Raw genomic sequence first — 21,776 nt, 5'->3', positions numbered from 1 at the left:
TTTATGCCGATGCAGCTTGTTTTGAGCTTGATTTTCTTTCGCTTCGTAGTTTTACCAGTTGATAACAAACACCAACAACAAAAAGAATTACCAGGCAGCTTAACCCTTTTTGAACAATAGGCGAATCGGGGCCGCTGGCTAATGGTGCACTGATAGGCAGCCGGGTAAGTGTTTCGACTACGGCGGGGATCATTGAAAAAAACAAGGTTGCTGACATCAATATTACCTGAACGTAATTGGCCAGTTTACCAAATATGCGTAATGAACGTATAAACATAGCAATAGGCAATAACACCAATATTAAAATGGCAAGGTAGTGCCCTGCAGTTGGGTGCCCGGTTTTCATGATTGGTAAGCCGGTTAAGCAGGTTATGATAGTTAATATGATATATATTTTACCGAGCTTATCAGCCGGGTTGATTTTACCTTCAAGCGATAAAGCATAAAATGCACTAAAAATAGCCAGTATACTGATGGCTGTATGAATAATTCCAAGTATTGAAAGGTGATTAGGCATGATTGTGATAGTTAAGCTGTAAGTACCTGATTTAATGAATGGAAATTTACATAAAATTCTGCGAAATTTTCAAAATCAGTGAGCTGATTTTGAATCCCCATTAATATAAGGTAGATGGATTATACCCGAATTGCTGCTTAAAAGCAACTGAAAAGTGCGAAAGACTTTCAAAACCTACCTGAACGTATACTTCTGAAGGTTTTTGTTTTTGTTCGGTGATAAGGAAATGTGCCTGCTTTAATCGTTTTTGTATTAACCATTTTTGAGGCGGCAAATCAAACAGCTTTTTAAAATCTCTTTTAAAGGTAGCCAGACTTCGCCCGGTTAAATAGCTTAAACGCTCAATGGGTACATTATAATAGTAATTCTTCAGCATAAAATCTTCCAGATCAATTTTACCCGGTTCTGAAAATTCTGATAAAATGACATCTATCCCTGGGTCAACAGTACGCAGAATAGTGATGGCTTCTGCCAGTTTTATATTGATCAGATCGTCCGAAAGTGGGCCCGAAAAATCAGAGTAAGGCCACAACGAGTTAAAAAAGCTATCGAACAAGGCATTTTTCCAAAACCTTGCAGTGTTAATTGAATATCCTTCTGTGCTTTTTCCCTTAGGCTCTTTTACAGGGTGAAAAGAATAATAATTTTTAAGAAAGGGTTGCGTGAAAAATATACTTATTGATTTGAAAGGAGCATCAGGAGCAGGTTGTTTTAAAGAATTAGCGAGGTAATTGCGCCGGAAAAATATGGTATCCCCGGCGCAGAAAGTTTTCCTCTTGTTTTCTTCAATAACCGTAACTTCCCCGGAGTAGATGTGTGATATCCCATGCTCAGGAACCAAGCTCTCTTTGGATAGGTATCTTTTTTCGGTGCAGGAGAAAAATATTTCCTGTATAGTGTATTGAGGGTCTTTATTACTCATAAATGCTCCAGTAAATATATTAAAACAGCCTGTATTATTATTTTACCTGACTCATTATCACTTTATCTTTTAATCTGTCAGGAAGAAACCAGGCCATAAAAAGAGCGGGTGCTGCCATATAACCTGCGGAGTAGCGTGCTTTTGGCTTTTTAGCTTCAATTCCCTTTTTAATTAATTCGGCAATAATAACAGGCTCCGGATTTTTATCTACGGTTTGTTCAAAAGCTTTTGAAAACTTTCCGGCCAATGTTTTATAAGCCGTATTGCCTGATGTTTTGATCAAACTATCCATCGCTATTTGGCCCCACTCAGATTTTATGCCGCCTGGTTCAATCACAATAACATCAATACCAAACTGCTTTACTTCATTACGAAGACTATCACTCAAACCCTCTATTGCAAATTTACTGGCGTGATACCAGCCTCCAAATGGAGTAGCCATTTTACCACCTATTGAAGAGATATTCACTATTTTACCGTAGTGATGCTCACGCATTTTAGGTAATACCAATTCAATTAAGCGGGCCAAACCAAACAGGTTTACTTCCAGCTGTTGCTTAGCATCAGCAATAGGTACATCCTCAATAGCTCCGTATGATCCATAGCCTGCATTATTGATCAAAATATCTATCTTACCTTCTTCATTGATGATTTGATTTACACCGTTTACCATTGAATCTTCATCGGTAACATCCATTGGTATAACTTTTATCTCAAGTGGGATCAGATCATTCAGGCGATCAACCCGGCGGGCAGCGCCATAAACCGTATAGCCGTTAGCCGCTAAAAAAATTGCTGTTGCTTTACCGATACCCGCAGAAGCCCCGGTTATTAATACTACTTTTTTCATTTTTTATGGGTTTGTTTTATATAACAAATTTCAATACTAAATGTGATGTTAACTTTAGTGTGCAGCTCAATTTACTTTAGTGTAAGGCTCATATAAGGAGAAGATTTGGCAAGCTGACCAAATAATTTCACACTTATTTACCAGGGATACAACTGGTCAAACAGAAAAAGAATAATATCCTGCTTTTAATAGGCTCATAGCCGGGGCAATATTTTATTTTTGCGATTGAAATTACTTGTTGAAATATGTCAGCCACTTAGAAAAATTAAACATTGATACTAAAGAATAACTTAAACAGTTAAGAGATGCAGCCAGGGAGAAGTAAAAACATTTGACGGAAACCCCTGGAGCTTTATTAAATTTATCATCATTAAAAATAGTATATCAATTAAACTCCATTGAAAATCATCCCCTAAGCATGAAATTTAAACATCTACTTTTAGCCTTTGCACTTCCATTTTTTTTGTATTCATGTAAAACATTAAAACCGGTGGCCCCTGTAAATACAGGTGCCGAAATCCCCGGTATTGTTCAGCCGTTATCTAACATTGAAGTACCCGTAACCGTTGACCTGAAAACCTATTTTGTACAAGCCGAAAATTCGGTACCAACCAAATATGCAGATAGTCAGCAACCTTGCCAGGGCTTGAGCTATAGCTATACTTTTTTACGGACACCATTTGCTATAACGGGCAGTAATAATGTAGTTAACCTGAAATTTACGGGTAGCTATGGTTTCACGGCATCATATTGTGCTAAGTGCTCATCTCTTTTGGGCTCGGGGCCTCAGTGTATTGTACCTACTATTTCTGCACAATGCGGGGTTGGTGAACCATTACGCAGGATGGAAATATCCTACCAATCAACCATCAATGTAATGCCTGATTATCATTTAAAGTCCAAAACAATATTGTATCCGGCTCCAAAAGCATTGGATCGCTGTAATGTGTTTATGGGTAATATTGATGTAACTGACCGTTTGATTGACTATTTAAATCAACCCCTTAATGACCTTGGTAAACAGGTTGACGCTAAGGTTGCAGCCTACAATACCAAACCCATGCTTGAACAATTATGGAAAAGCCTGGCCGTAGAATATAAAGTTGGCGATGTGGGCTTCGTTTATATTAATCCGCAATCGGTGCGTTTAAGCAGCTTTAACTTAAATGGCTCTTTGCTTAATTTTTCAGTTGGGATATCTGCAAAACCATATGTAACTACGGTAAGTAATCCTCAACCAATAAAGCCCTTACCAAACTTAAGTACTTATGTACCTGCAAATGGGTTTAATATATACCTTGATCTGTTAGAGAATTACAAACACCTTACCAATGTTGTAAACCAACAGGTAGTGGGCCAAAAAATGGACATTGCCGGTAAGGAGTTTATTGTTGATAGTACCCGGGTTTACGGAATAGGTACTAAAATAGCGATGAAGATAGATTTTAGCGGGTCAAACACCGGGACGATTTACCTGGTAGGCACACCTGTTTATAATGCTGAAAAACATGAACTATCGTTCCCTGATTTGAGTTTTGACTTACAAACCAAAGCCTGGATGCTAAAGGTGGCTAAATGGATGTTTAATGAAAAGATAACCAGCATGATTCGTCAGCGGGCTACCTATAACTTTACTTCGTTTATTGCCGATAGCAAAACCAGGTTGCAAAAAGAACTCAGCCGCGACTATGATAAAGGCGTTCACTCTTATGTAACTATCCAGGACCTAGACATTCAGGCCATTTACCCAACCAGCGAAAAACTGATTATCCGCACCTTATCTACCGGACAAATTAAGGTTAAGGTAGTGATGTAATAGCTTGATGATGAGTTTATATCATACTTAAAACAAAAAGCGAAGACTAATTATTTATGTCTTCGCTTAAATCTTTTCCGCGCACCTATGCCAGTTTACATTTATGGCGATGGAAAGGTGATTGAGCCAGATCGAAATTTTTCTTACGACAGGTATTCCCAGGCGCTTTGATAGCTGTTTATTTTTTCTGCATATTTAATCAGATCAGCATAAAATGGCAGGATAGATAATGTGCCGCTGTCGCCAATAATAACCAGCTTCTTTTTGGCCCGTGTCATCGCTACATTCATCCGGCGGATATCTGACAAAAATCCTATAGATGCCTCGGTATTACTCCTGGTCATGCTAATAACCACCATATCACGCTCCTGGCCCTGAAAGCTGTCTATAGTGTTTACAGCGATGTTTTGCTGATATACACTAAGCTCTGGCGTATTAATCAGCTGCTCTTTAAGCAAGCGGATCTGCTGACTATAAGGCGATATAACCGCCACCGATGGAAAATCGGCTTTTGAATAATGAGGCACCAACTTCTCAATAAAATGGTTAAGGTATTTAAATAAAAAAGAAGCTTCTTCCGGGTTTACAACGCTGGTGCCTTCGGGCTTTTCCTCAAATCCGCATCCGGTAGTATCAATAAAAGTAAAAGGCATATCCCCGTCAAAAAGTGTGCGTTGCGCTACCGAAGGGTGCGCGTTTAAATGGCTATCATAAAATTGCTGTGCAGAAAATGCCATTATCGCTTCATTCATTCGGTATTGAATGTTTAGCATGGTTACACTTTCCGGGTGCAATGCAATGCATTTTTCCATCAGCGTTTGGCTTAACCCATTTTTTGCAGCAGTTGCCGATTTAATGGTTGGAGAGAGCTGCAAATGGTCACCTGCAAAAATAGTTTTCTTTGCTTTTAACACGGGGATCCAGCAGGCGGGTTCCAAAGCCTGGCCGGCCTCGTCAATAACTACCGTATCATAACTCAAACTTTTGATAGCGTAATTGTTTGAACCAACTAGCGTTGCCGTAATTACCTGTGCTTTGGCTGTCAGATCATCAATAATAAACTGCTCCGTTTTGCCAACCTCTTTCATTATTTTATGGGCCTCATTAAATAGTGCCTTGCGCTGATCGCGTTCTGCTTTGCCAAAGTTGCGCTTATATTTATGCCCCATATTTTTAAATTCGGCCGCCTGCTTTTTTAAACGTTTGGCTTCTTTTGAGTAAGGGTGATCAACCATTTGTTTATCCAGCGTCAGGTCAATTAGTCTGTCTGAAATTTTAGCCGGATTACCAATACGTAAAACTTTTAATCCTACTAATGACAATTGCTCGCTTAACAAATCAACAGCTGTATTGCTGGGTGCAACTACCAGTACTTTTTCACTGAATTCAGTAACCAATATCCTGATAGCCTGTACAAGTGTAGTGGTTTTACCCGTCCCCGGCGGCCCGTGAATAATGGCAAGGTCTTGCGCAGTAACTACTTTTTCTACGGCAGCTTGCTGCGATTCATTTAACCCAGTTAAAGACGAGTTGATTTTTTGTGGCTGGAAAGACGGCTGTTTTTGGCCGGTTAAAACCTGTACTAAACGTCCTTCTTTAGGATCGTCCAAAAGCTTTGCTGCCTGGTTAAGGGCGCTAAACATTTCATCGTAACTGTTATTATCAAACAACAGATCAATGCCCAGCTTACCTTCCGAGCACCAATCCGGAAGTTCTTCGGTAAACAAGTTTATTTTTAAACGGTTACCACCTGTATAAGAAATTACACCTTCAACCCGGTTGTTTTTAGGATCATGATTGGAAAATAATACCGCCGGGCTGCCAAACCTTATCTGGCTGATTACATCAAGATGTGTTTTGCGTTCAACTTCTACATTCAGATAATCACCACGGCTAGGTTCAGTGCCGGTAATAGCAATGGGATACCAGGCAATGCCAGCCGCTCGCCTGTCAATAACAGAAGTGCTTTCGGCGAGTTTTAAATAGGCATCACGGTCTTCAGTACGTTCAGTTTTTAAAAGATCCTGTAAATTTTTAAAATAGTGCATTGGCGCAAAGGTAAAAATTACCGCCATGCATTTATTTTACTACTGTTAATTGTGACATGGTGACTTCATTTTCATAAGAGAGATAATGATTAATGTTTTTTTTTTACTAAAATTAAAAAAGCATTTAAATGAGCAACTATTTTAACAACAAGGTTGTTTGGATAACCGGAGCATCTTCCGGGATAGGAGAATTTCTGGCATATGCTCTATCGGCCCAAGGAGCTAAACTGATTTTATCCAGCCGGAGAGAAAAAGAATTACAGCGGGTTAAACAGGCCTGCAGTATTCCTGAACAGGTTGTGGTTTTTCCCCTTGATCTATCAGATATCCCTTCTTTGCAAGGGAAAACTGATCAGGCTATCGGTTATTTTGGCCGGATAGATATCATGGTGCATAATGGCGGCGTAACCCAACGGTCGCTCGTGATAGAAACAGAATTGAATGCGCATCGGCAAGTTATGGAGCTAGATTATTTTAGTTATGTAGCGCTCACCAAAGATTTGCTGCCCCACTTTAAAGAACGAAAAACCGGGCATTTTGTAGTAACCAGCAGTGTTATGGGTAAAATAGGCACACCTATGCGGGCCGCTTATGCTGCTGCCAAACATGCCCTACACGGATTTTTTGATTGCCTGCGTGCTGAGGTGGCTCCCGATAATATTAAAGTAACAGTGCTTACGCCGGGTTATATCAGAACTAATATTTCTTTATATGCCATTACGAAAAATCCTTACGGATTGGGTAAGCATTCAGAAGATATAAGCAATGGGCTTGCACCTGAAATAGCTGCCAGGCAGATTTTGAAAGCTATTAGAAAAGGATCTTTTGAGCCTTACATCGGTAGGTTTGGCGGTGAGAGGATAGCGCTTTGGCTGATGCGGTTGGCTCCGGGTATTTTCTTTAGGATAGCTCCCAAACTGACTCCTAAATAATTATTATTAAAACCACTTGTTAGCCAGCTTTTTAAATGCATTTAAATCCAGTTGAGCCTGGTACAGTTTTTTGCCTGTGGTTATGTATTGCTTTTCGAGCTGATCATTGGTAGTTATGATACTGTCTTTTAGCTTAACTATTTCCTGGTATTCTTTTTTGACTATGTTTTGTAATTTTAATTTTTCTACGAAAATCTGATTGGCAGCTATGGCCATTTCACGGTCAATGGCGGCGGTATCAGGGATGTAAACAAAGCCGGTGCCTATATGCCTTTGCCAGTCAAAAAGAATCTGGATATTTTTTGGGCCGATGCCGCTTATTTTGACAGATTTTAACTTAAATAGATCAGCCGCTGTTTTGATCCCGTTTTTTTGGATCAGTTGTTTTTTTGCCAGCCCGAAAGAGGGGATAGGGTAATGCCCGATATCAAATTGTTGCAAATGTACCTGGTATTTAGCATGATAATATTTTTCTTCAATTTTCTTTTTCCGAATAATTAAATCCTCTGGTAATCTTCTGAGCTGAGTGATGGCATCTGAAAGCTTACTGGCTGATTGATTATAGCGTTTCAGCTCGGCTGGGGAATTATGTTTATTAACCAAGGACAAAAAAGCCGCATTTAAACGTTCGTAAGTTATTTCCCGCTGTGTTAGTTCTGTATCCAAATTAACATGATAAGGGAGCCTTTTTTTAAAAATTAGATGGGAAAAAAGTATTGGGGTGCAATACCAAAAAGGAGTGAAACAAAGCCCAATTATTAATAGCAACAAACAAATTAATACCGCAATTTTAATATAATATGATTTGAAAAACTGCTGTGGAATAGGGGTAGGTGCAAGAGAACCGGAAACAAAAGTATCCGGCAGTCTTTTAATCTCAATTTTTTCGAGCCTGTATCCGTTAACAAACTGTTCAATATCCTTTAATTCGGGCAGTATGTGTAAATAGGTATCATCAAAAAAGTAAATGATCCCGGCCTGCTCTTTAAAGGTGCACCACGGGCATTTGGATAATCCCCTAGGATAAAAATGAAGGCCGGAACGATCACATACCCTGATTTCTTTACTCAGGTTTTCCAGGTCATTGATCCATTGAATTGGTGTTGGTCGGGCTACCCTGTTTTCAAATGCCTCGTGGAAATCATTAATCACCCCAGGGGTGAAGGTATTTAAATCAAGACTATATTTTGCTGGACTAAGTTTTTTGTTTGACCTCCTCAATGAGTAAGCAAATTCTCCCAGCCTGATTGCTTTATCCTCTTCAAAATCTTCTTTACTTAAGTTAATACCGGTAAAAGGAGCTCGCCCTAAAAAGATCAATTGAAAAATCAGCGTAGCTAATGAAAAAGAATCGGTATTAATGGTACGAACGACCTGTTCAAATGAGCCTTTTTCCAACAGTTCCGGTGGGGTATAACGTGGAATTCCTACTTCACAGAAATGATAACGGCTCCCGTTTTTTACCTGGAACGAATCACAATCAATCAGTACCACCATACCGGTATTACTCACCAATATATTGGCCTCATTAACATCGCCAACAACAATACCCTGCTGATGGATCTGATGAAAAGCAATGGCAAGGTTTCTGGCTACATGGATCAAAAAGTTATACCCCTTATCCGGGAAAATCCTTTTCCTGTCCATCGGATTGAACAGCATATGTAATGGGACAAAGGAAACGAGTTTCTTCATCACAAAACCGGCAACCTGTCCGGCAGCATCTCTAATTACATCAACGGGCCACGCAGCAAACTTTAACAGCTCTGGCATAGCCATTGAAGCCATAAAAATCAGCTTATCTTCCTTATCCCGGTCCGTTTTTTCTTTATAAACCTTTATAACGAATTCCGTGCTTCCCTGCACTTCATAAATGATGCCTTCACCACCTTCTCCAATCCGCCGCCCGGTTACATAGCGGTCGCCTTTTAGTCCGTTATAAATCAATCCCGCCATTACCTTAACCTCGTTGCCAGTACCAGTGTTTTGTCATCATCTGTTCGGCTGTTAATTGCATCGCCAGAGAGATAATCAGACAGCCTTTTATTCAAAATATCTATGTGATTCTGGTTGCCTGCCATACGTAAAACTTTAAACAGATCATTAAAAAATGGCTGATGAACGCTTTCTGTTTCGTTATTAAGCGCCAACATTTGTAATCCATCCGAAAAAATGGCTACTTCAGTAATTTGCTCCTCAACTATTTTGGTTTTAAGATTGGGCAAATTCGGGTCATCAATCACAAAGGTGGTTGTGTTCTGATACTCGCCATTGTGTGGCCACCAAATATGTGTGAAATAATCCTTACCATCATTTCTTACTATTGCGCCATCACCTATCTGCAAAAAGCAAGCCTTATCCGGCAGGATCATAGCACCCAGTAAAGTGCATGAAAATTCATTCAGTGGTAATTCCTTTTCTTCGGCTGCAGCCTTTAATGAATCATAAACAATTTCTGCCAGCTCCATTAATGCAGCATCATCAACTATTCTGCCGGTACTTATCCAGTCAGAAAGTGTTGCAACACTACTGCTTACGGCAAGTTGTGAAGCCTCGGCAGCACAAACGGCGCTCCCGGCGCCATCGCTCACAAAACAAATCAAGGCCTGCTCTTCTTCAGGTAGATCAACTAACTGAAATTGAAAAGCATCTTCACAAGTTTTTCCGGACTGTACATGAGACGAACCGATAATACTTTGACCAATTACTTTCCAGATCATACTTCGCCCCAGCCCGATGGTGGTAACAGCTGTGTAGTTGTACCCGGGTTTTTGCTGGATACCATTTTCATGGATGAAGACAGCCACAGGAAAAACTCCCTGAACATTAAACCGCGAAGTTTGATTGGAGAACGTACTGCAATTTTGCTTAAGGTATCCATACTGGCGCCTTCCACACCTATTGCAAAAAATGCAAAAGAATTTTTAGCTTCTCCCTCACGAACAAGCTGTGCTGCATTTGACCAATTATCGGTTGGTGCGCCATCAGTGATCAGAATGATCCAGGGCTTGTAATAACCTACACCATTTTCTTTATAAACCTGCTTACGCTGGTTAATCAGCTCTATACCCATGGTAATGGCTGCACCAATCGGAGTATCCCCTTCAGCAGTCAGCGGTTTAGGGAAGAAGTGATCTACAGTTGAAAAATCTGATTCCAATTTTGCCGGTCCAAAGGTGATCATCGCTACTTCCACTCTTTTAGAAGCAAGAGAGTCTTGAATCAGCTCATTTCTTAAAGTTTGTATTCCCTCATTTAACTGTTGTATCGGCATTCCTCCCATCGAACCAGAGGTATCAAGCAATAACATACACGGACATCTTGACTCCGGGTTATTGGCAAAATCATCTGAACCAAAGGGGACTTGCTCGAACGATATATATTCATCCATACTCATAAACACAAAATATTTAAAAGCTTAAAGATATTAAAATAGTTAAAAATAAATTTGCTTTAAAGTAGAGTAAGAAATCAACATCAGTAGGAGTACGCACTGACCTCATTAGGTTTGTTGCAGCTGACAATTGTTATAGCTATGGCATAACGATGCCCCGAAAATAAACTCAAAGGCAAGTTTCAAGGATTAAACTAATCTGCGCAGTAAACTTTATATGATTAAGGTTTAACAACCAATATCTGGAATGTTCCCGGCTTTACTTTAGGTCTGAAGTCTCCCGCTTTCTTTGGTTCAAATTCGCCTGTGGGCAGGTAAATGATATGTGTAAGCTGATCAACTGCATGTGTTCGTGCTCCTTCTTTGGTTTTCAGGTTTTGTGCCACTATAAATTTGTCTGCATTGAGTTCTTTGATAATGGTTAACATACCTTCCCCGTTTGATGAATAGATGGTGCGCAGTTTTTTATCAAATCCAACCGCATCGCATTCATCACCAATAGGCAGGGTGGTAACTATCTTGCCATTAAGGGCGTTCATTACTACCAGCAGTTTGTTGTCGCAACCGGCAAACAGACGCATGTTAACACGGTCAATTGCCAGTCCAGAAGCACTTTTACCTGGTGCTATAGGCCAGTTATTAATTACTTTATAAGTTGTCGCGTCAATAACGTCAATCTCGCTTTTCTCTGCATTGTTAACATAAATTTTTCCTCGGCCATCGCTTGCGGCGGTTTCGGGCCATCCGGTTAGTTGTACTGTGGCAATGGCTTTATCGCTTACCGGGTCAATTACTGTCATGCTTTTACTTTTTCCATTGCAGGTAATTACCTTCTTCGAAAAATCATCATAAATAATTCCATCAGCAAATTGGCCGGTAGGCACATGCCCCAATATTTGGAATGTTTTAAGGTCGAATACGATTACACTATTAGCTCCTCCGTTAGTAATATAACCCTTGCCGACGGCATGAACCAATGCTATACCATGAACATCCTTTTCAGATTTAATTACCCCTATAGAATCACCTGTGACTTTATCAATTACATTAACTTGGGTGCCATGTGATACATACAGCCGGTTTGAGGCTGTATCAACCGTTGTATAATCATAGCCGCCACTGCTTTTAATATGAAAAGTTTTTACAATATGGTAAGCAGCATTTTTTTGTGCCTTAACAATAGTCAAGGTGCTTAATAAAATCACAAAGCTTAGTATCGTAATCTTTTTCATTTGTTATAATTTGGCGTTAAGCTATTAATCGTTTCTGTAAAAAATCTGTATAAAGCCGTAAATGAATAATATTAAGGCTTAACCGCCCAGGCCAAACCATCGGGGCCGCCGCCTACGTCAATATGGCCTGTTATCTGCAATGTTTTAAGATCAACAACAGCCACATAATTATCGGCAGTACAACCTATAAAAGCACGCAATCCGTCAGGAGATACCAGGATGCCGGCTGCACCGCGCCCTGTATTTATCCGTTTTAGTTCTTTATGTGTTGCTGCGTCATAAATAAAAAGGTTGCCGTTACTTAAACTGGTAACCAATACGCGTTTCCCATCAGGAGTAAATTTAAGGCGGTTAGCTCCCAGTGCCTTTGAATCAATTTTGCCTGATTTCTTCAGTTCGGTCAGATCTATGATTGAGATAACCCCGTCAGGTGCAGCAGCTGTCCATAATTCTTTTCCGTCTGGCGATACGTCAAAACCTTCCGAACCTATAGAAACCGGTATAATGGTATGTATCCAATCCCAGTGTGGTTTGGCGCCTGGAAATGTTTGCCCTGTTGGCGAAGTTGGTGGCGGAAGCAGTGAATCAACCAAAATACTTACCGTACCTGAACTTACGTTTGTGGTGTAGATTCTTTTTGCATCAGGTGTAACGTATATCATATGGGTTCGACCCTGCCCGGTACCCATGGCCCAATCAACCTGGCCACTTTGCGGATCATAGCTGCCAATAGTTTTTGAACCTTCGGCAGTAAACCACACTTTGCCATTTGCAAAGTCAAGACCATGCAGGCCGATTAGTGGTTTTGTATCTACACTTGGTAATGGTTTTTGCGCAACTAGATCAATAATATCAAGCTCATGGAGACTTCCACCGGCATAGTTTGAAACATATGCCGTTTTACCATCTGCAGAAGCAATAACTTCATGCGGATCAGGACCTACCGGCACACGTGCAATAACTTTAAAAGTAACAGGATCAACAATGGCTAATGTGTGATCGGCCTTAGAAAGCGCAAGCAGGTAATATTGCTGTGCAGATTGAGCATTGCAATTGGTTTTAACAGTAATCAATGCCATAAAGATAAGAACAGCAGCAAGCGATGCTATTGATGGTTTGATAAAATTGACAATTGCAGAATACTGATTATCGGATGCTTTTTTCATACTATGGGAGCTTTATTGAAGTAATTAGATATTGGTTTAATCAGGTAGTTTGGTGTATTGTTTTGGCAACAATAAGTTTTCTTTAAAACAAAGATAGGCAACCCGGCTAAGCTTTTATCACCCATAAAAATACAAACCGATAAGGACTGGCAGATTATAGACGGCAAGCCAATTTTACCCGACAAGCAGCATATAAAATACCATCATTTTGACTACAACAACAGTGGATTTGGTTATACCTGTCCCTTTTTTATTGTGGAATTTTGGAATATTAAAACAATACAAAATGAAAATCATAGTAATAGGTTCATTAGGAAACATTGGTAAGCCATTAACACAAGCGTTAGTGCAAAAAGGACATGAGGTTACCGTAATCAGCAGTAATCCGGAACGGAAAAAAGAAATCGAAGCATTGGGTGCTACAGCAGCCATTGGTTTGGTAGATGATGTTGATTTTTTAACAGCTACGTTTACCGGTGCCGATGTGGTGCATGCCATGATACCGCCAACATTTGCTGTACCTGACATGATAGAACATGCCCGTAAAGCAGGTGCTATTCAGGCAAAAGCGATTGAGACATCGGGGGTAAAGAGAGTGGTATACGTAAGTAGTTACGGTGCAGAGTTAGAGAAAGGTGCCGGTTTAATTGTAGGCCACCATCATATTGAAAATGCTCTTCTTAATTTGCAGGGTTTGGAATCACTTACGCTTCTCCGGGCCACTTATATTTATTATAATTTATACCAACTTGTTGGCATGATCAAAAATGCCGGCTTTATTGCTGCAAATTATGGTGGCGATGATAGGGTAGTAATGGTATCGCCGGAAGATATTGCTGCCGCTGCGGTTGAAGAAATAGAATCGACAGTAACAGGCAAAAGGGTTAGATACGTAGCTAGTGATGAACGTACCTGTAATGAGATTGCCCGGCTTTTAGGCAAAGCTATTGGCAAACCCGACTTAAAATGGTTAACTATTTCTGACGATGAAATGCAAAAGGCTTATGAAACCAACGGTGTTCCTGCACATACGGCATCGGCTCTGGTTGAAATGTTTGGTGCTATCCATAGCGGTTTATTGCACGAAGATTATGATCATCACAGGCCAGAAAAAATTGGAAAAGTTAAGCTTGAAGATTTTGCAAAGGAATTTGCAGTTGCTTTTAACCAATAATGGTTATATTGTAATATGGCAAGCGCACAACCCTATAGGATAAAAACAATAAGCGAATATCACCAGTTGATGGGCCTCCCTAAACCGGAGCATCCATTAATAAGTGTAATCAATATGGAATCTATTACGACTATGGGTGGTGCTGAAATAACCAGTTTGTTTTTTGATTTTTATTCTATTTCTCTGAAAAGAAATTTCAATGCCAAGGTGAAATATGGTCAGCAAAAATATGATTTTGATGAAGGGACAATGTTTTTTATTTCGCCCGGTCAGGTTTTTGGGATTGAGGTTGGAGAAGGAACAATATTAAACAGGTCGGGATGGCTGTTGTTTGTCCATCCCGATTTTCTTTGGAATACATCTTTAGCTAAAACGATAAAGCAATATGAGTTTTTTGATTACTCTGTACATGAAGCGTTGTTTCTTTCGGAAAAGGAGGAAATAACTATTGTCGGCCTCATACAAAGTATAGAGCAGGAATACCGGTCGAGGATTGACAAGTTCAGTCAGCAAATTATTATAGCTCAGTTAGAGTTACTGCTTAAACATGCAGAAAGATTTTATGACCGCCAATTTATTACCCGGCAAATAAGCCATCATCAAATTCTGGCACGTTTAGAAAGTTTACTTTCTTCCTATTTTAACAGCGATGAAATGGTGAAAAACGGCTTACCTACCGTAGCATATGTTGCCCAGGCATTAAATATTTCTGCAAGTTATTTAGGTAGTTTGTTAAAAGCACTTACCGGTCTTAATACCCAGCAACACATCCATCAAAAGTTGATTGATAAAGCAAAAGAGAAATTATCTACCACCGGGTTATCGGTAAGCGAAATTGCTTATGAATTAGGTTTTGAGCACCCACAGTCGTTCAGTAAATTATTCAAGACAAAAACAAGTCTTTCGCCTTTGGAATTCAGGCAGCGGTTTAACTGATGTTTATATTTTTTTGTCATACCTGATCGCAATGAAGCATCTTTTTTGTTGCGATCAGGCATGATAAGAAAGACATGTCAATTTACTGCCAGGTAAATTTTTGCTTCCGTTTCTTCAAAGCTTTCGGCATCAAAAGTATAAAGGTCAAAATCGGCAGTGTATTTACGGTTGTTTGCATTTTGCCATATGTGCTGCCAGGCTTCACCTATTTTATTGGGAAATTTGCCCTCTAAATAATAAACATGGTAATTATCCGCCGGAATAAAAATACTTGCAAAACCTTCTGGAATATGATCAGTTGCCACTACTTTGCAGCCTAATATGGTGGTGTAAAAACCAGTATGGTCAGTTTCGTAATCAGTATAAACGCTATAGATATCATCCGAAATACGGCTGTTAATCTGACTCATTACATCATCAGCCATAAATCTGGCCCAAAGATCGCCAATATCCTTTTGTGATTGGTTGTTTTGGTTAGTAGTACGAACAGCAATACCGGTTACATAAAACCCGGTAAGGTTAGTTAGTTCAATTTTGGTAATCATTTATGATATGGTTTTAAGCAGTTCTTTTAATCCGTCAAAAATCATGTGCCAGTTTTGTTCCGAATGTTCCAAAGCTTGCTGGTTTTTGACATTATCCTGGGTAATGGTTAAAGTGGTTACACCGTTTGATTCGGCTAATTGATAGGTTACATCGGCATAGTTTTCGGGCTTGTCCTCCGTACCGGCCATGCTGCTCCAGTAATTGTATTTTAATAATTGGGGCGCATTTATTTCCAGTATGATACCACCATCAACATAAGTTTTTCCTTCCCATTCACCATTGAATGTTATCCGGCTGCCTTTTTTAAAGTCTGATTTTAGATCAGTTCCGAAAAAGTATTTTTTTACCAGGGCAGGAACGGTAATGCCCCGCCAAACTTTTGCAATAGGTTCATTAAAGGTGACGGTTGTTTTTAAGGTGAGTGTTTCCATTTTTTTGTTAATTAAGTGAGCGTATATGTTGGTTTATTCTTTTCTTCCTGATTTTAACCTCAACTAATCATTTTTGATTTGATAAGATTGAAATCTTGTTCCGGAATTTCAAAAAAGCCAAAGCGGAATTGATAGCCCCATGAGCTTTTGTTTGTAATAAAGTTTAATTGTTCAATCAGGGGAGCAATCGGAGTTTCCTTGCAGGGGTGATAATTGATATTTCCGCGGTAAGGAATAAAATCTTCGGCCATTTTATGCTGATAAATATGATCATCAGCAACCTGGCCAATTGCCGTAAAAGACTGACATATTTCATCACCGCCGTAACTTTGTTTGGGCGAATAGCAAATCACCCAATCATTAGCAGTCGTTCTTTTTAATGGACCATGTTTGCCATAATTAGCTTGCATAAAGCCTCCGGCAACACCGTTGGCAATATGATCTTTTGAAACTACTACTATCCAATACTTCATGCGGGTAATTGTTTATACAAATTAACCGCATGGTATTGACAGCCCTATGTCAGTAGGAATTTGATAATTGAAGATTTTTTTGAGAAATAGCAGTGGCTATATTGCTTACTCGCTCTTTTAAACTATCCGGACTGATAATTTCGGCCTTGTCGCCAAACATCATAAACCAGCGTGAAAAACCTTCTAACGACATGGTTAAAAAAGTCATTTCAATTTGATGGCCCACTGTTTTTTCGGAGACAAAGCCGCTGTAATATTTCTGATATTCCAGGTAGCTGTAAATCGATTTTTCTACACGGATTACCACCAGATCTAACTCTTGCTCTTTGGCTGTTTGAGCTATGTAAGCTTTCAGGGTAGGATGTTTATTGTCGAATATCTTTTCGGTAACCTTTATGCAGTTTATTCTGTCAACCCTAAAGTCGCGGTAATCATTCCGCATGCGGCAAAAAGCAATCAGGTGCCAGTGGCCATGCTTAAAGAATATACCTATCGGCTCAATATCCCTTTTTGTATGTTCCTGGCTATGATTGGCAAAATAATCAATATTGATAATGTTTCTGTGAACAATACTGTTTAGCAGGGTTTGGATATGATCTTTATTATCAGTGTCAATATGGTTGTGGCTTTTTAATACTTCTATTTTGCTGTCAATTTCTTCCAGCAAATTCTTTTCGGCCGTTTTTAATATGGCCCTTATCTTATACATGGCTGATTTATGATGCTCCATTGTAGAGGCATCGGTCCACTGCTCAACAAACTTTTCGGCAGTTAAAAATGCGGTGGCTTCCTCACGGGTAAACATTACAGGTGGTAAACGGTAGCCCTCCATAATGGAGTAACCAACACCTGCTTCACCAATAATCGGTATGCCTGCTTCTTCCAATGTTTTTACATCACGATAAACCGTACGCAGGCTAATATTGAAACGTTCGGCAATATCACTTGCTTTAACAACCCTGCGCGATTGCAGCTGAATTAAGATAGCGGAGACTCTGTCGATACGATTCATACAAAGCAAATTACATAAAAAATGAAGTTTTTCGTTTAATTTTTTTTAATTTGCTTTAAATGAACACTGAAGATAATATCATCACTTTTGAATCTTATTATGATCCCATGCTGGCGCATATTGTGCGTACACGGCTGGAGGCTAATGGTATTCTGTGTTTTATTGCCGATGAAAATACCATCGGCGCCAACCCACTTTATAACCAGGCAGTAGGTGGTGTTAAACTTAAGATTTTTGAACGCGATCTGCAGAAATGTAAAGATATCCTTGCCTCAGAAGGGGATTTACACGAACAGGATCATTATGGCATTAATGAGGAAAATACCTATGTTGTTTGCCCGTATTGTGCCTCAACTAACGTAAGTAATATTATCAAGGACGAAAGCAAAGAGCAATGGTCTGATTTTTTAAATTCGATTGTTAATTTGGTAAATCCATTGCATTAGCAAAATAACTGGCATTGTAACAATTGCCAGGGCGATTTTGAATAAAATATGCATCAATAAAGTTACAAAAATTCCGTTTTGCGCAGCTAATTTCTATATTAGCCCAATGTATAACCGCCGTAAGTTTATAAAAATATCAGCAGCCGGGGCGTCACTGGCAGCACTGTCATCATCAGCATTAGCAAAGGCTTCTTTTTTGGGCCAGGCAGATGGTTTTCCAATAGTCATTTCGACCTGGGATTTTGGGATTGTAGCCAATAAAGAGGCCTGGAAAACACTTTCATCAGGAGGGCGTGCTGTAGATGCAGTAGAAGCCGGAGTTAGAATACCTGAAGCCGATATGAGCAACCACACCGTAGGTAGGGCCGGTTACCCTGATCGCGATGGTCACGTTACGCTGGATGCATGTATTATGGATGAATTGGGTAATTGCGGATCAGTTGCCGGAATGGAAGATATAGCCCACCCTATATCTGTTGCCCGTTTGGTGATGGATAAAACACCGCACGTAATGCTGGTAGGTGAGGGTGCAACCCAGTTTGCGGTTGAACAAGGCTTTAAAAGAGAAAAATTGCTTACACCGGAGTCAGAAGCTGCCTGGAAAGAATGGCTTAAAACTGCCAAATATTCGCCGGTGATGAATATCGAGAATAAACAGCATGCTCCCGGTAATCAATATAACCATGATACTATTGGTATGCTGGCACTGGATGCAAAAGGAAATATCTCCGGAGCTTGTACTACCAGCGGTATGGCCTTTAAAATGCATGGCCGTGTAGGCGATAGCCCTATTATTGGCGCCGGTTTATATGTTGATAATGAAGTTGGTGGGGCAACATCAACAGGTGTAGGCGAAGAGGTAATTCGGAACGTAGGCAGTTTTTTGGTGGTTGAATTAATGCGCCAGGGATATTCGCCAGAAGATGCTTGTAAAGAAGCAGTAAGACGAATTATTAAAAAGAAACCGCAAACCGCAAAAGATATCCAGGTAGGTTTCCTGGCCATTAACAAAAAAGGCGAATACGGTGCATATGCTATTCAAAAAGGCTTTTCATTTGCTGTTTGTAATGCGGCAAAGCAAGATCTTTTAATACCCGGAAAAAGCTTTTATTAGTAAATAATTAAAGTGGTTGATATTCAGTTTTATAGATATTTTAGGATGAATGACCTGAGAAGTTTATAAACTATTGAAATAAAATAACCGTAAAAGAGACAGTAAATTACGCCCAAATGAGTTTGGGGGTTTATTGTTATACATTGCAACTCTAATTTGGAAAATGAAGTCAACTGTATTGCTTGAAGTTTGTGCCAATTCCATTACCTCTGCTTTAGCTGCTCAGGATGGTGGTGCTGCCCGGGTTGAACTTTGTGAAAATTTGTATGAAGGAGGAACCACACCTTCGTATGGAGAAATATTACAGGCCCGTAAACTGCTTCATATCAAGTTATATGTTTTGATAAGGCCACGGGGAGGTGATTTTTTATATACCGATTTAGAATTTGAAGTGATGCTGGCCGATGTACGGCATTGTATTGAAGCCGGCTGCGATGGTATTGTAATTGGTATGTTAAATGCGGATGGAACTGTTGATAAACCAAGATGTGCCGAATTAGTGAACCTGGCCAAACAGTGGAGAGTCGGGGTCACTTTTCACCGTGCATTTGATATGTGTGCCGATATGTACCAGGCTCTGGAAGATATTATTGAACTAGGATGCGAACGCATTTTAACATCAGGCGGTAAAAGTACAGCAATGGAAGGCGTAAATACCATAGCTCACCTGGTTGAAAAAGCTGCCGGACGGATACAAATTATGCCGGGAAGTGGCGTTGCCGAAAAAAATGTGAGCGACCTGGTTAAATTCACTGGCGTTACAGAGGTACATAGCTCAGCGCGCGTGCGTGTAAAAAGTAAAATGAGCTATAAAAATACCCATATTATGATGGGCAGTGATTATACCGATGAGTATAGTATAGATGTAACAGACACCGAACGGGTTAAGGGAATTTTAAAGATGGCCAATTCCTGATTATCTCTAAATTTTCTCAGCAACAACAAATAGATAATCTCCTGAATTATTTTCATATCTGGATTTTATCTCTTCAAATTTACCGTTGCTGATATCCTTTTCCAGTTCCGAAAGCCCGTCTGCAATTTCTTTGGCATTCGCTAACGCTGTAAATGAAGAAATTCCGTTTCTGATTTCCTTATCAAGATACAATGAGGGCTTGAGTTTTCCTGAGTATAAAAAATGATCCTCCAGGTTATCCTGAACAGAATATTTCTCTTTTATAATATGATTGAAGCCAGCTTTAAGCAACCCATTTTGGATGATATCTAAACCTGGCATTTGATTTATTGATGATTGCATCATATTAGGGAAATAATGGTTTAGCCAGTAGCCTTGCATTTGTTGGGGAGTTGCGGTAAACAGCACAAATTTGCCATTCATATCAGTAACCCTGTATATTTCTTTAAGTGCCTGGTTAATATCAGTCCAATGATGAATAGTCAATGTGGCAATTGCACCATTAAAAGCTTCATTTTTAGCCGGGATCTGTTCTGCTGTTCCGGCCAGCCAGTTTACTTGCTTATTTCTACCTTTGGCTACCTCGAGCATTGTTTCAGAAGGTTCAACACCTGTAATGTTTAGGCCATGTTTTGATAAGGCGATAGTGTAATTCCCGGTTCCGCATCCAATATCAAGATATGTAGCTTTAGTTTGCGGTTGCAAAAAATGTATTATCCTGCTGGTTAAATACGGATCTGCTTTACGCGTGAAGTTATATCCATTACCAATGGTATTATAAATAGCTTCCATTTATATTCAGATTGTGTATTTTTAATAGCGTCAGATTATAGAATATTTTATTGTAAACATTCTATAATTAAACGATGTTAAACATAAAAAAAGCAAAATAAATAATCATCTTAAATAAGGCAATTATGTATAAAGCAGTTTATTTAAGCCCGATGATTCCATCGTACAATATTGCGGAAACATCCCGTTTCTTTGTGGAGCTTTTTAGTTTTACTCCTTTTTTGAATACTGATAATTATGCCGTTTTATTTAAGGATCATCTATCTATTCACATCCTTAATGCTGGTACTGATATTGGCGAAATGGAGTTTTACCTGGAGGTAGATGCAATTGATAAATTATGGGAAAGTATTAAAGATAAACTGGATGATATGAAGGTGCGTGCGCCATTTGACCGGGAATACGGTATGCGCGAATTGCATATCATTATCCCCCATACTAAAACATTGATGTTTGTAGGGCAGGCTATAAAAAAATAAAAATCTGAATCAGCTTTCTTGTAATACGGATAAAATATTACCTGCCGGGTCTTTAAACCAGGCAATATCAGGCCCGTTTTCATTCCCTTTCAATATTCCCTTTTCATTTGTTTTTATGGGTTCACCGTACTGCTCGAAAGTAATACCTAGCGTGGTTAACTCATCAACTGCTTTCTCTACATCAGGTACCGGGAAATTAAGTATAGTAAAAGTGGCAGGCTCATGGTTAGGCTTTGGATAAATAATAACCGTACCCCCTCCATTAAAATGTAATTTTAAAATACCCATCTTTTCTTCAGAAAGCGCTATCCCAAGCTTATGGTGATAAAACTCTTTGGCTTTTTGCAGGTCATTGACCGAAAAACCACTAATTGCTTTGATGTCTTTAAACATATCAGTAAATATTATTGATTCTTAATTCCGGATTTGGTTATTAATCAATCCATTATTTATGTACTAATTTACCTTGGTTTAACTCACAATAAAAGGGGGAGTTAAGCCAATCTTGCTGGTATATTACGACAATTGAATTGATTAAAAGTTCTCGATTTTGTAAAAACTTTCATTTTCCTATAGTTTG

General features: G+C 39.4%; 23 protein-coding genes. 8 read left to right on the top strand and 15 right to left on the bottom strand.

Going from position 1 to position 21,776, the window contains the following annotated elements; genetic code table 11:
* Position 1: 1 nt before the first annotated feature.
* The 3 genes from JN11_RS19085 to JN11_RS19075 all read right to left on the bottom strand — a co-directional run bounded on the left by JN11_RS19085 (position 2) and on the right by JN11_RS19075 (position 2,289).
* The gene (locus JN11_RS19085) at positions 2–517 is read right to left on the bottom strand and encodes a hypothetical protein (protein ID WP_144915122.1); all 516 of its coding nucleotides are present in this window, start codon (positions 515–517) and stop codon (positions 2–4) included.
* Positions 518–617: 100 nt separating this feature from the next.
* On the bottom strand, positions 618–1,439 hold the full coding sequence (locus JN11_RS19080; protein ID WP_144915121.1) for a helix-turn-helix domain-containing protein: 822 nt from the start codon (positions 1,437–1,439) through the stop codon (positions 618–620).
* 37 nt (positions 1,440–1,476) lie between these two features.
* On the bottom strand, positions 1,477–2,289 hold the full coding sequence (locus tag JN11_RS19075) for an oxidoreductase (protein ID WP_144915119.1): 813 nt from the start codon (positions 2,287–2,289) through the stop codon (positions 1,477–1,479).
* 418 nt (positions 2,290–2,707) lie between these two features.
* Here JN11_RS19075 and JN11_RS19070 point away from each other — a divergent pair, with 418 nt between their 5' ends.
* Complete coding sequence (locus JN11_RS19070) at positions 2,708–4,105, top strand: DUF4403 family protein (protein WP_144915117.1); 1,398 nt, start codon at positions 2,708–2,710, stop codon at positions 4,103–4,105.
* Between the two features lie 143 nt (positions 4,106–4,248).
* On the opposite strand, the gene JN11_RS19065 is transcribed toward JN11_RS19070, so the two are convergent.
* Positions 4,249–6,153 carry an AAA domain-containing protein gene (locus JN11_RS19065; protein WP_144915116.1) on the bottom strand — a complete coding sequence of 635 codons (1,905 nt, stop codon included), beginning with the start codon at positions 6,151–6,153 and terminating at the stop codon, positions 4,249–4,251.
* Between the two features lie 128 nt (positions 6,154–6,281).
* Here JN11_RS19065 and JN11_RS19060 point away from each other — a divergent pair, with 128 nt between their 5' ends.
* Entirely contained in the window at positions 6,282–7,085 is an 804-nt protein-coding gene (locus tag JN11_RS19060; RefSeq protein ID WP_144915114.1) for an SDR family NAD(P)-dependent oxidoreductase, read from the top strand.
* Positions 7,086–7,091: 6 nt separating this feature from the next.
* Here JN11_RS19060 and JN11_RS19055 read toward each other — a convergent pair whose 3' ends face one another.
* The 5 genes from JN11_RS19055 to JN11_RS19035 all read right to left on the bottom strand — a co-directional run bounded on the left by JN11_RS19055 (position 7,092) and on the right by JN11_RS19035 (position 12,877).
* Positions 7,092–9,041 carry a protein kinase domain-containing protein gene (locus JN11_RS19055; RefSeq protein WP_144915113.1) on the bottom strand — a complete coding sequence of 650 codons (1,950 nt, stop codon included), beginning with the start codon at positions 9,039–9,041 and terminating at the stop codon, positions 7,092–7,094.
* On the bottom strand, positions 9,041–9,805 hold the full coding sequence (locus tag JN11_RS19050; RefSeq protein ID WP_144915111.1) for a PP2C family serine/threonine-protein phosphatase: 765 nt from the start codon (positions 9,803–9,805) through the stop codon (positions 9,041–9,043). Before JN11_RS19050 ends, JN11_RS19055 begins: the two co-directional genes overlap by 1 nt.
* Positions 9,802–10,476 carry a vWA domain-containing protein gene (locus JN11_RS19045; RefSeq protein ID WP_144915110.1) on the bottom strand — a complete coding sequence of 225 codons (675 nt, stop codon included), beginning with the start codon at positions 10,474–10,476 and terminating at the stop codon, positions 9,802–9,804. The genes JN11_RS19050 and JN11_RS19045 overlap by 4 nt, the downstream gene beginning before the upstream one ends.
* A gap of 224 nt (positions 10,477–10,700) precedes the next feature.
* Positions 10,701–11,711: a YncE family protein gene (locus tag JN11_RS19040; protein ID WP_144915108.1), complete on the bottom strand. Its 1,011-nt coding sequence runs from the start codon at positions 11,709–11,711 to the stop codon at positions 10,701–10,703.
* 71 nt (positions 11,712–11,782) lie between these two features.
* Entirely contained in the window at positions 11,783–12,877 is a 1,095-nt protein-coding gene (locus JN11_RS19035) for a YncE family protein (protein WP_211360843.1), read from the bottom strand.
* Positions 12,878–13,163: 286 nt separating this feature from the next.
* Between JN11_RS19035 and JN11_RS19030 the strand changes: the two genes are divergently transcribed.
* A complete protein-coding gene (locus tag JN11_RS19030) occupies positions 13,164–14,051 on the top strand; it encodes an NmrA family NAD(P)-binding protein (protein WP_144915106.1) in 888 nt (295 codons plus the stop codon).
* Between the two features lie 15 nt (positions 14,052–14,066).
* Complete coding sequence (locus JN11_RS19025) at positions 14,067–14,987, top strand: helix-turn-helix domain-containing protein (RefSeq protein WP_144915105.1); 921 nt, start codon at positions 14,067–14,069, stop codon at positions 14,985–14,987.
* Positions 14,988–15,064: 77 nt separating this feature from the next.
* Here the strand turns inward: JN11_RS19025 and JN11_RS19020 are convergent, their stop codons facing one another.
* The 4 genes from JN11_RS19020 to JN11_RS19005 are packed head-to-tail and all read right to left on the bottom strand — an operon-like array spanning position 15,065 to position 17,449.
* Positions 15,065–15,532 (bottom strand): GyrI-like domain-containing protein, encoded by a 468-nt coding sequence (locus JN11_RS19020; protein ID WP_211360839.1) that lies wholly within the window; start codon positions 15,530–15,532, stop codon positions 15,065–15,067.
* The gene (locus JN11_RS19015; RefSeq protein WP_144915103.1) at positions 15,533–15,964 is read right to left on the bottom strand and encodes an SRPBCC family protein; all 432 of its coding nucleotides are present in this window, start codon (positions 15,962–15,964) and stop codon (positions 15,533–15,535) included. It abuts the gene before it with no gap.
* Positions 15,965–16,023: 59 nt separating this feature from the next.
* Positions 16,024–16,437, bottom strand: a complete 414-nt coding sequence (locus tag JN11_RS19010) for an EVE domain-containing protein (RefSeq protein ID WP_144915102.1) — start codon at positions 16,435–16,437, stop codon at positions 16,024–16,026.
* A 49-nt stretch (positions 16,438–16,486) separates the two neighbouring features.
* On the bottom strand, positions 16,487–17,449 hold the full coding sequence (locus JN11_RS19005) for a helix-turn-helix transcriptional regulator (protein ID WP_144915100.1): 963 nt from the start codon (positions 17,447–17,449) through the stop codon (positions 16,487–16,489).
* Between the two features lie 59 nt (positions 17,450–17,508).
* On the opposite strand from JN11_RS19005, the gene JN11_RS19000 reads away from it, so the two are divergent.
* From JN11_RS19000 to JN11_RS18990, 3 genes are all read left to right on the top strand, one after another.
* Positions 17,509–17,895, top strand: a complete 387-nt coding sequence (locus JN11_RS19000; protein WP_144915098.1) for a putative signal transducing protein — start codon at positions 17,509–17,511, stop codon at positions 17,893–17,895.
* 106 nt (positions 17,896–18,001) lie between these two features.
* Positions 18,002–19,009, top strand: coding sequence for a N(4)-(beta-N-acetylglucosaminyl)-L-asparaginase (locus tag JN11_RS18995; RefSeq protein ID WP_144915096.1), 1,008 nt, complete (start codon positions 18,002–18,004; stop codon positions 19,007–19,009).
* Positions 19,010–19,172: 163 nt separating this feature from the next.
* Entirely contained in the window at positions 19,173–19,925 is a 753-nt protein-coding gene (locus JN11_RS18990) for a copper homeostasis protein CutC (protein ID WP_144915095.1), read from the top strand.
* Positions 19,926–19,931: 6 nt separating this feature from the next.
* Here JN11_RS18990 and JN11_RS18985 read toward each other — a convergent pair whose 3' ends face one another.
* Positions 19,932–20,717: a class I SAM-dependent methyltransferase gene (locus tag JN11_RS18985; protein ID WP_144915093.1), complete on the bottom strand. Its 786-nt coding sequence runs from the start codon at positions 20,715–20,717 to the stop codon at positions 19,932–19,934.
* A gap of 125 nt (positions 20,718–20,842) precedes the next feature.
* On the opposite strand from JN11_RS18985, the gene JN11_RS18980 reads away from it, so the two are divergent.
* Positions 20,843–21,196, top strand: coding sequence for a VOC family protein (locus JN11_RS18980; protein WP_144915091.1), 354 nt, complete (start codon positions 20,843–20,845; stop codon positions 21,194–21,196).
* Positions 21,197–21,205: 9 nt separating this feature from the next.
* On the opposite strand, the gene JN11_RS18975 is transcribed toward JN11_RS18980, so the two are convergent.
* Positions 21,206–21,589 (bottom strand): VOC family protein, encoded by a 384-nt coding sequence (locus JN11_RS18975; RefSeq protein ID WP_144915089.1) that lies wholly within the window; start codon positions 21,587–21,589, stop codon positions 21,206–21,208.
* Between the last annotated feature and the right edge of the window lie 187 nt (positions 21,590–21,776).

Source organism: Mucilaginibacter frigoritolerans, from assembly GCF_007830615.1.
Taxonomy (GTDB): domain Bacteria; phylum Bacteroidota; class Bacteroidia; order Sphingobacteriales; family Sphingobacteriaceae; genus Mucilaginibacter; species Mucilaginibacter frigoritolerans.
Note: the sequence above shows the minus strand (reverse complement) of the source record. Positions and strands in the feature narration are given on the sequence as shown.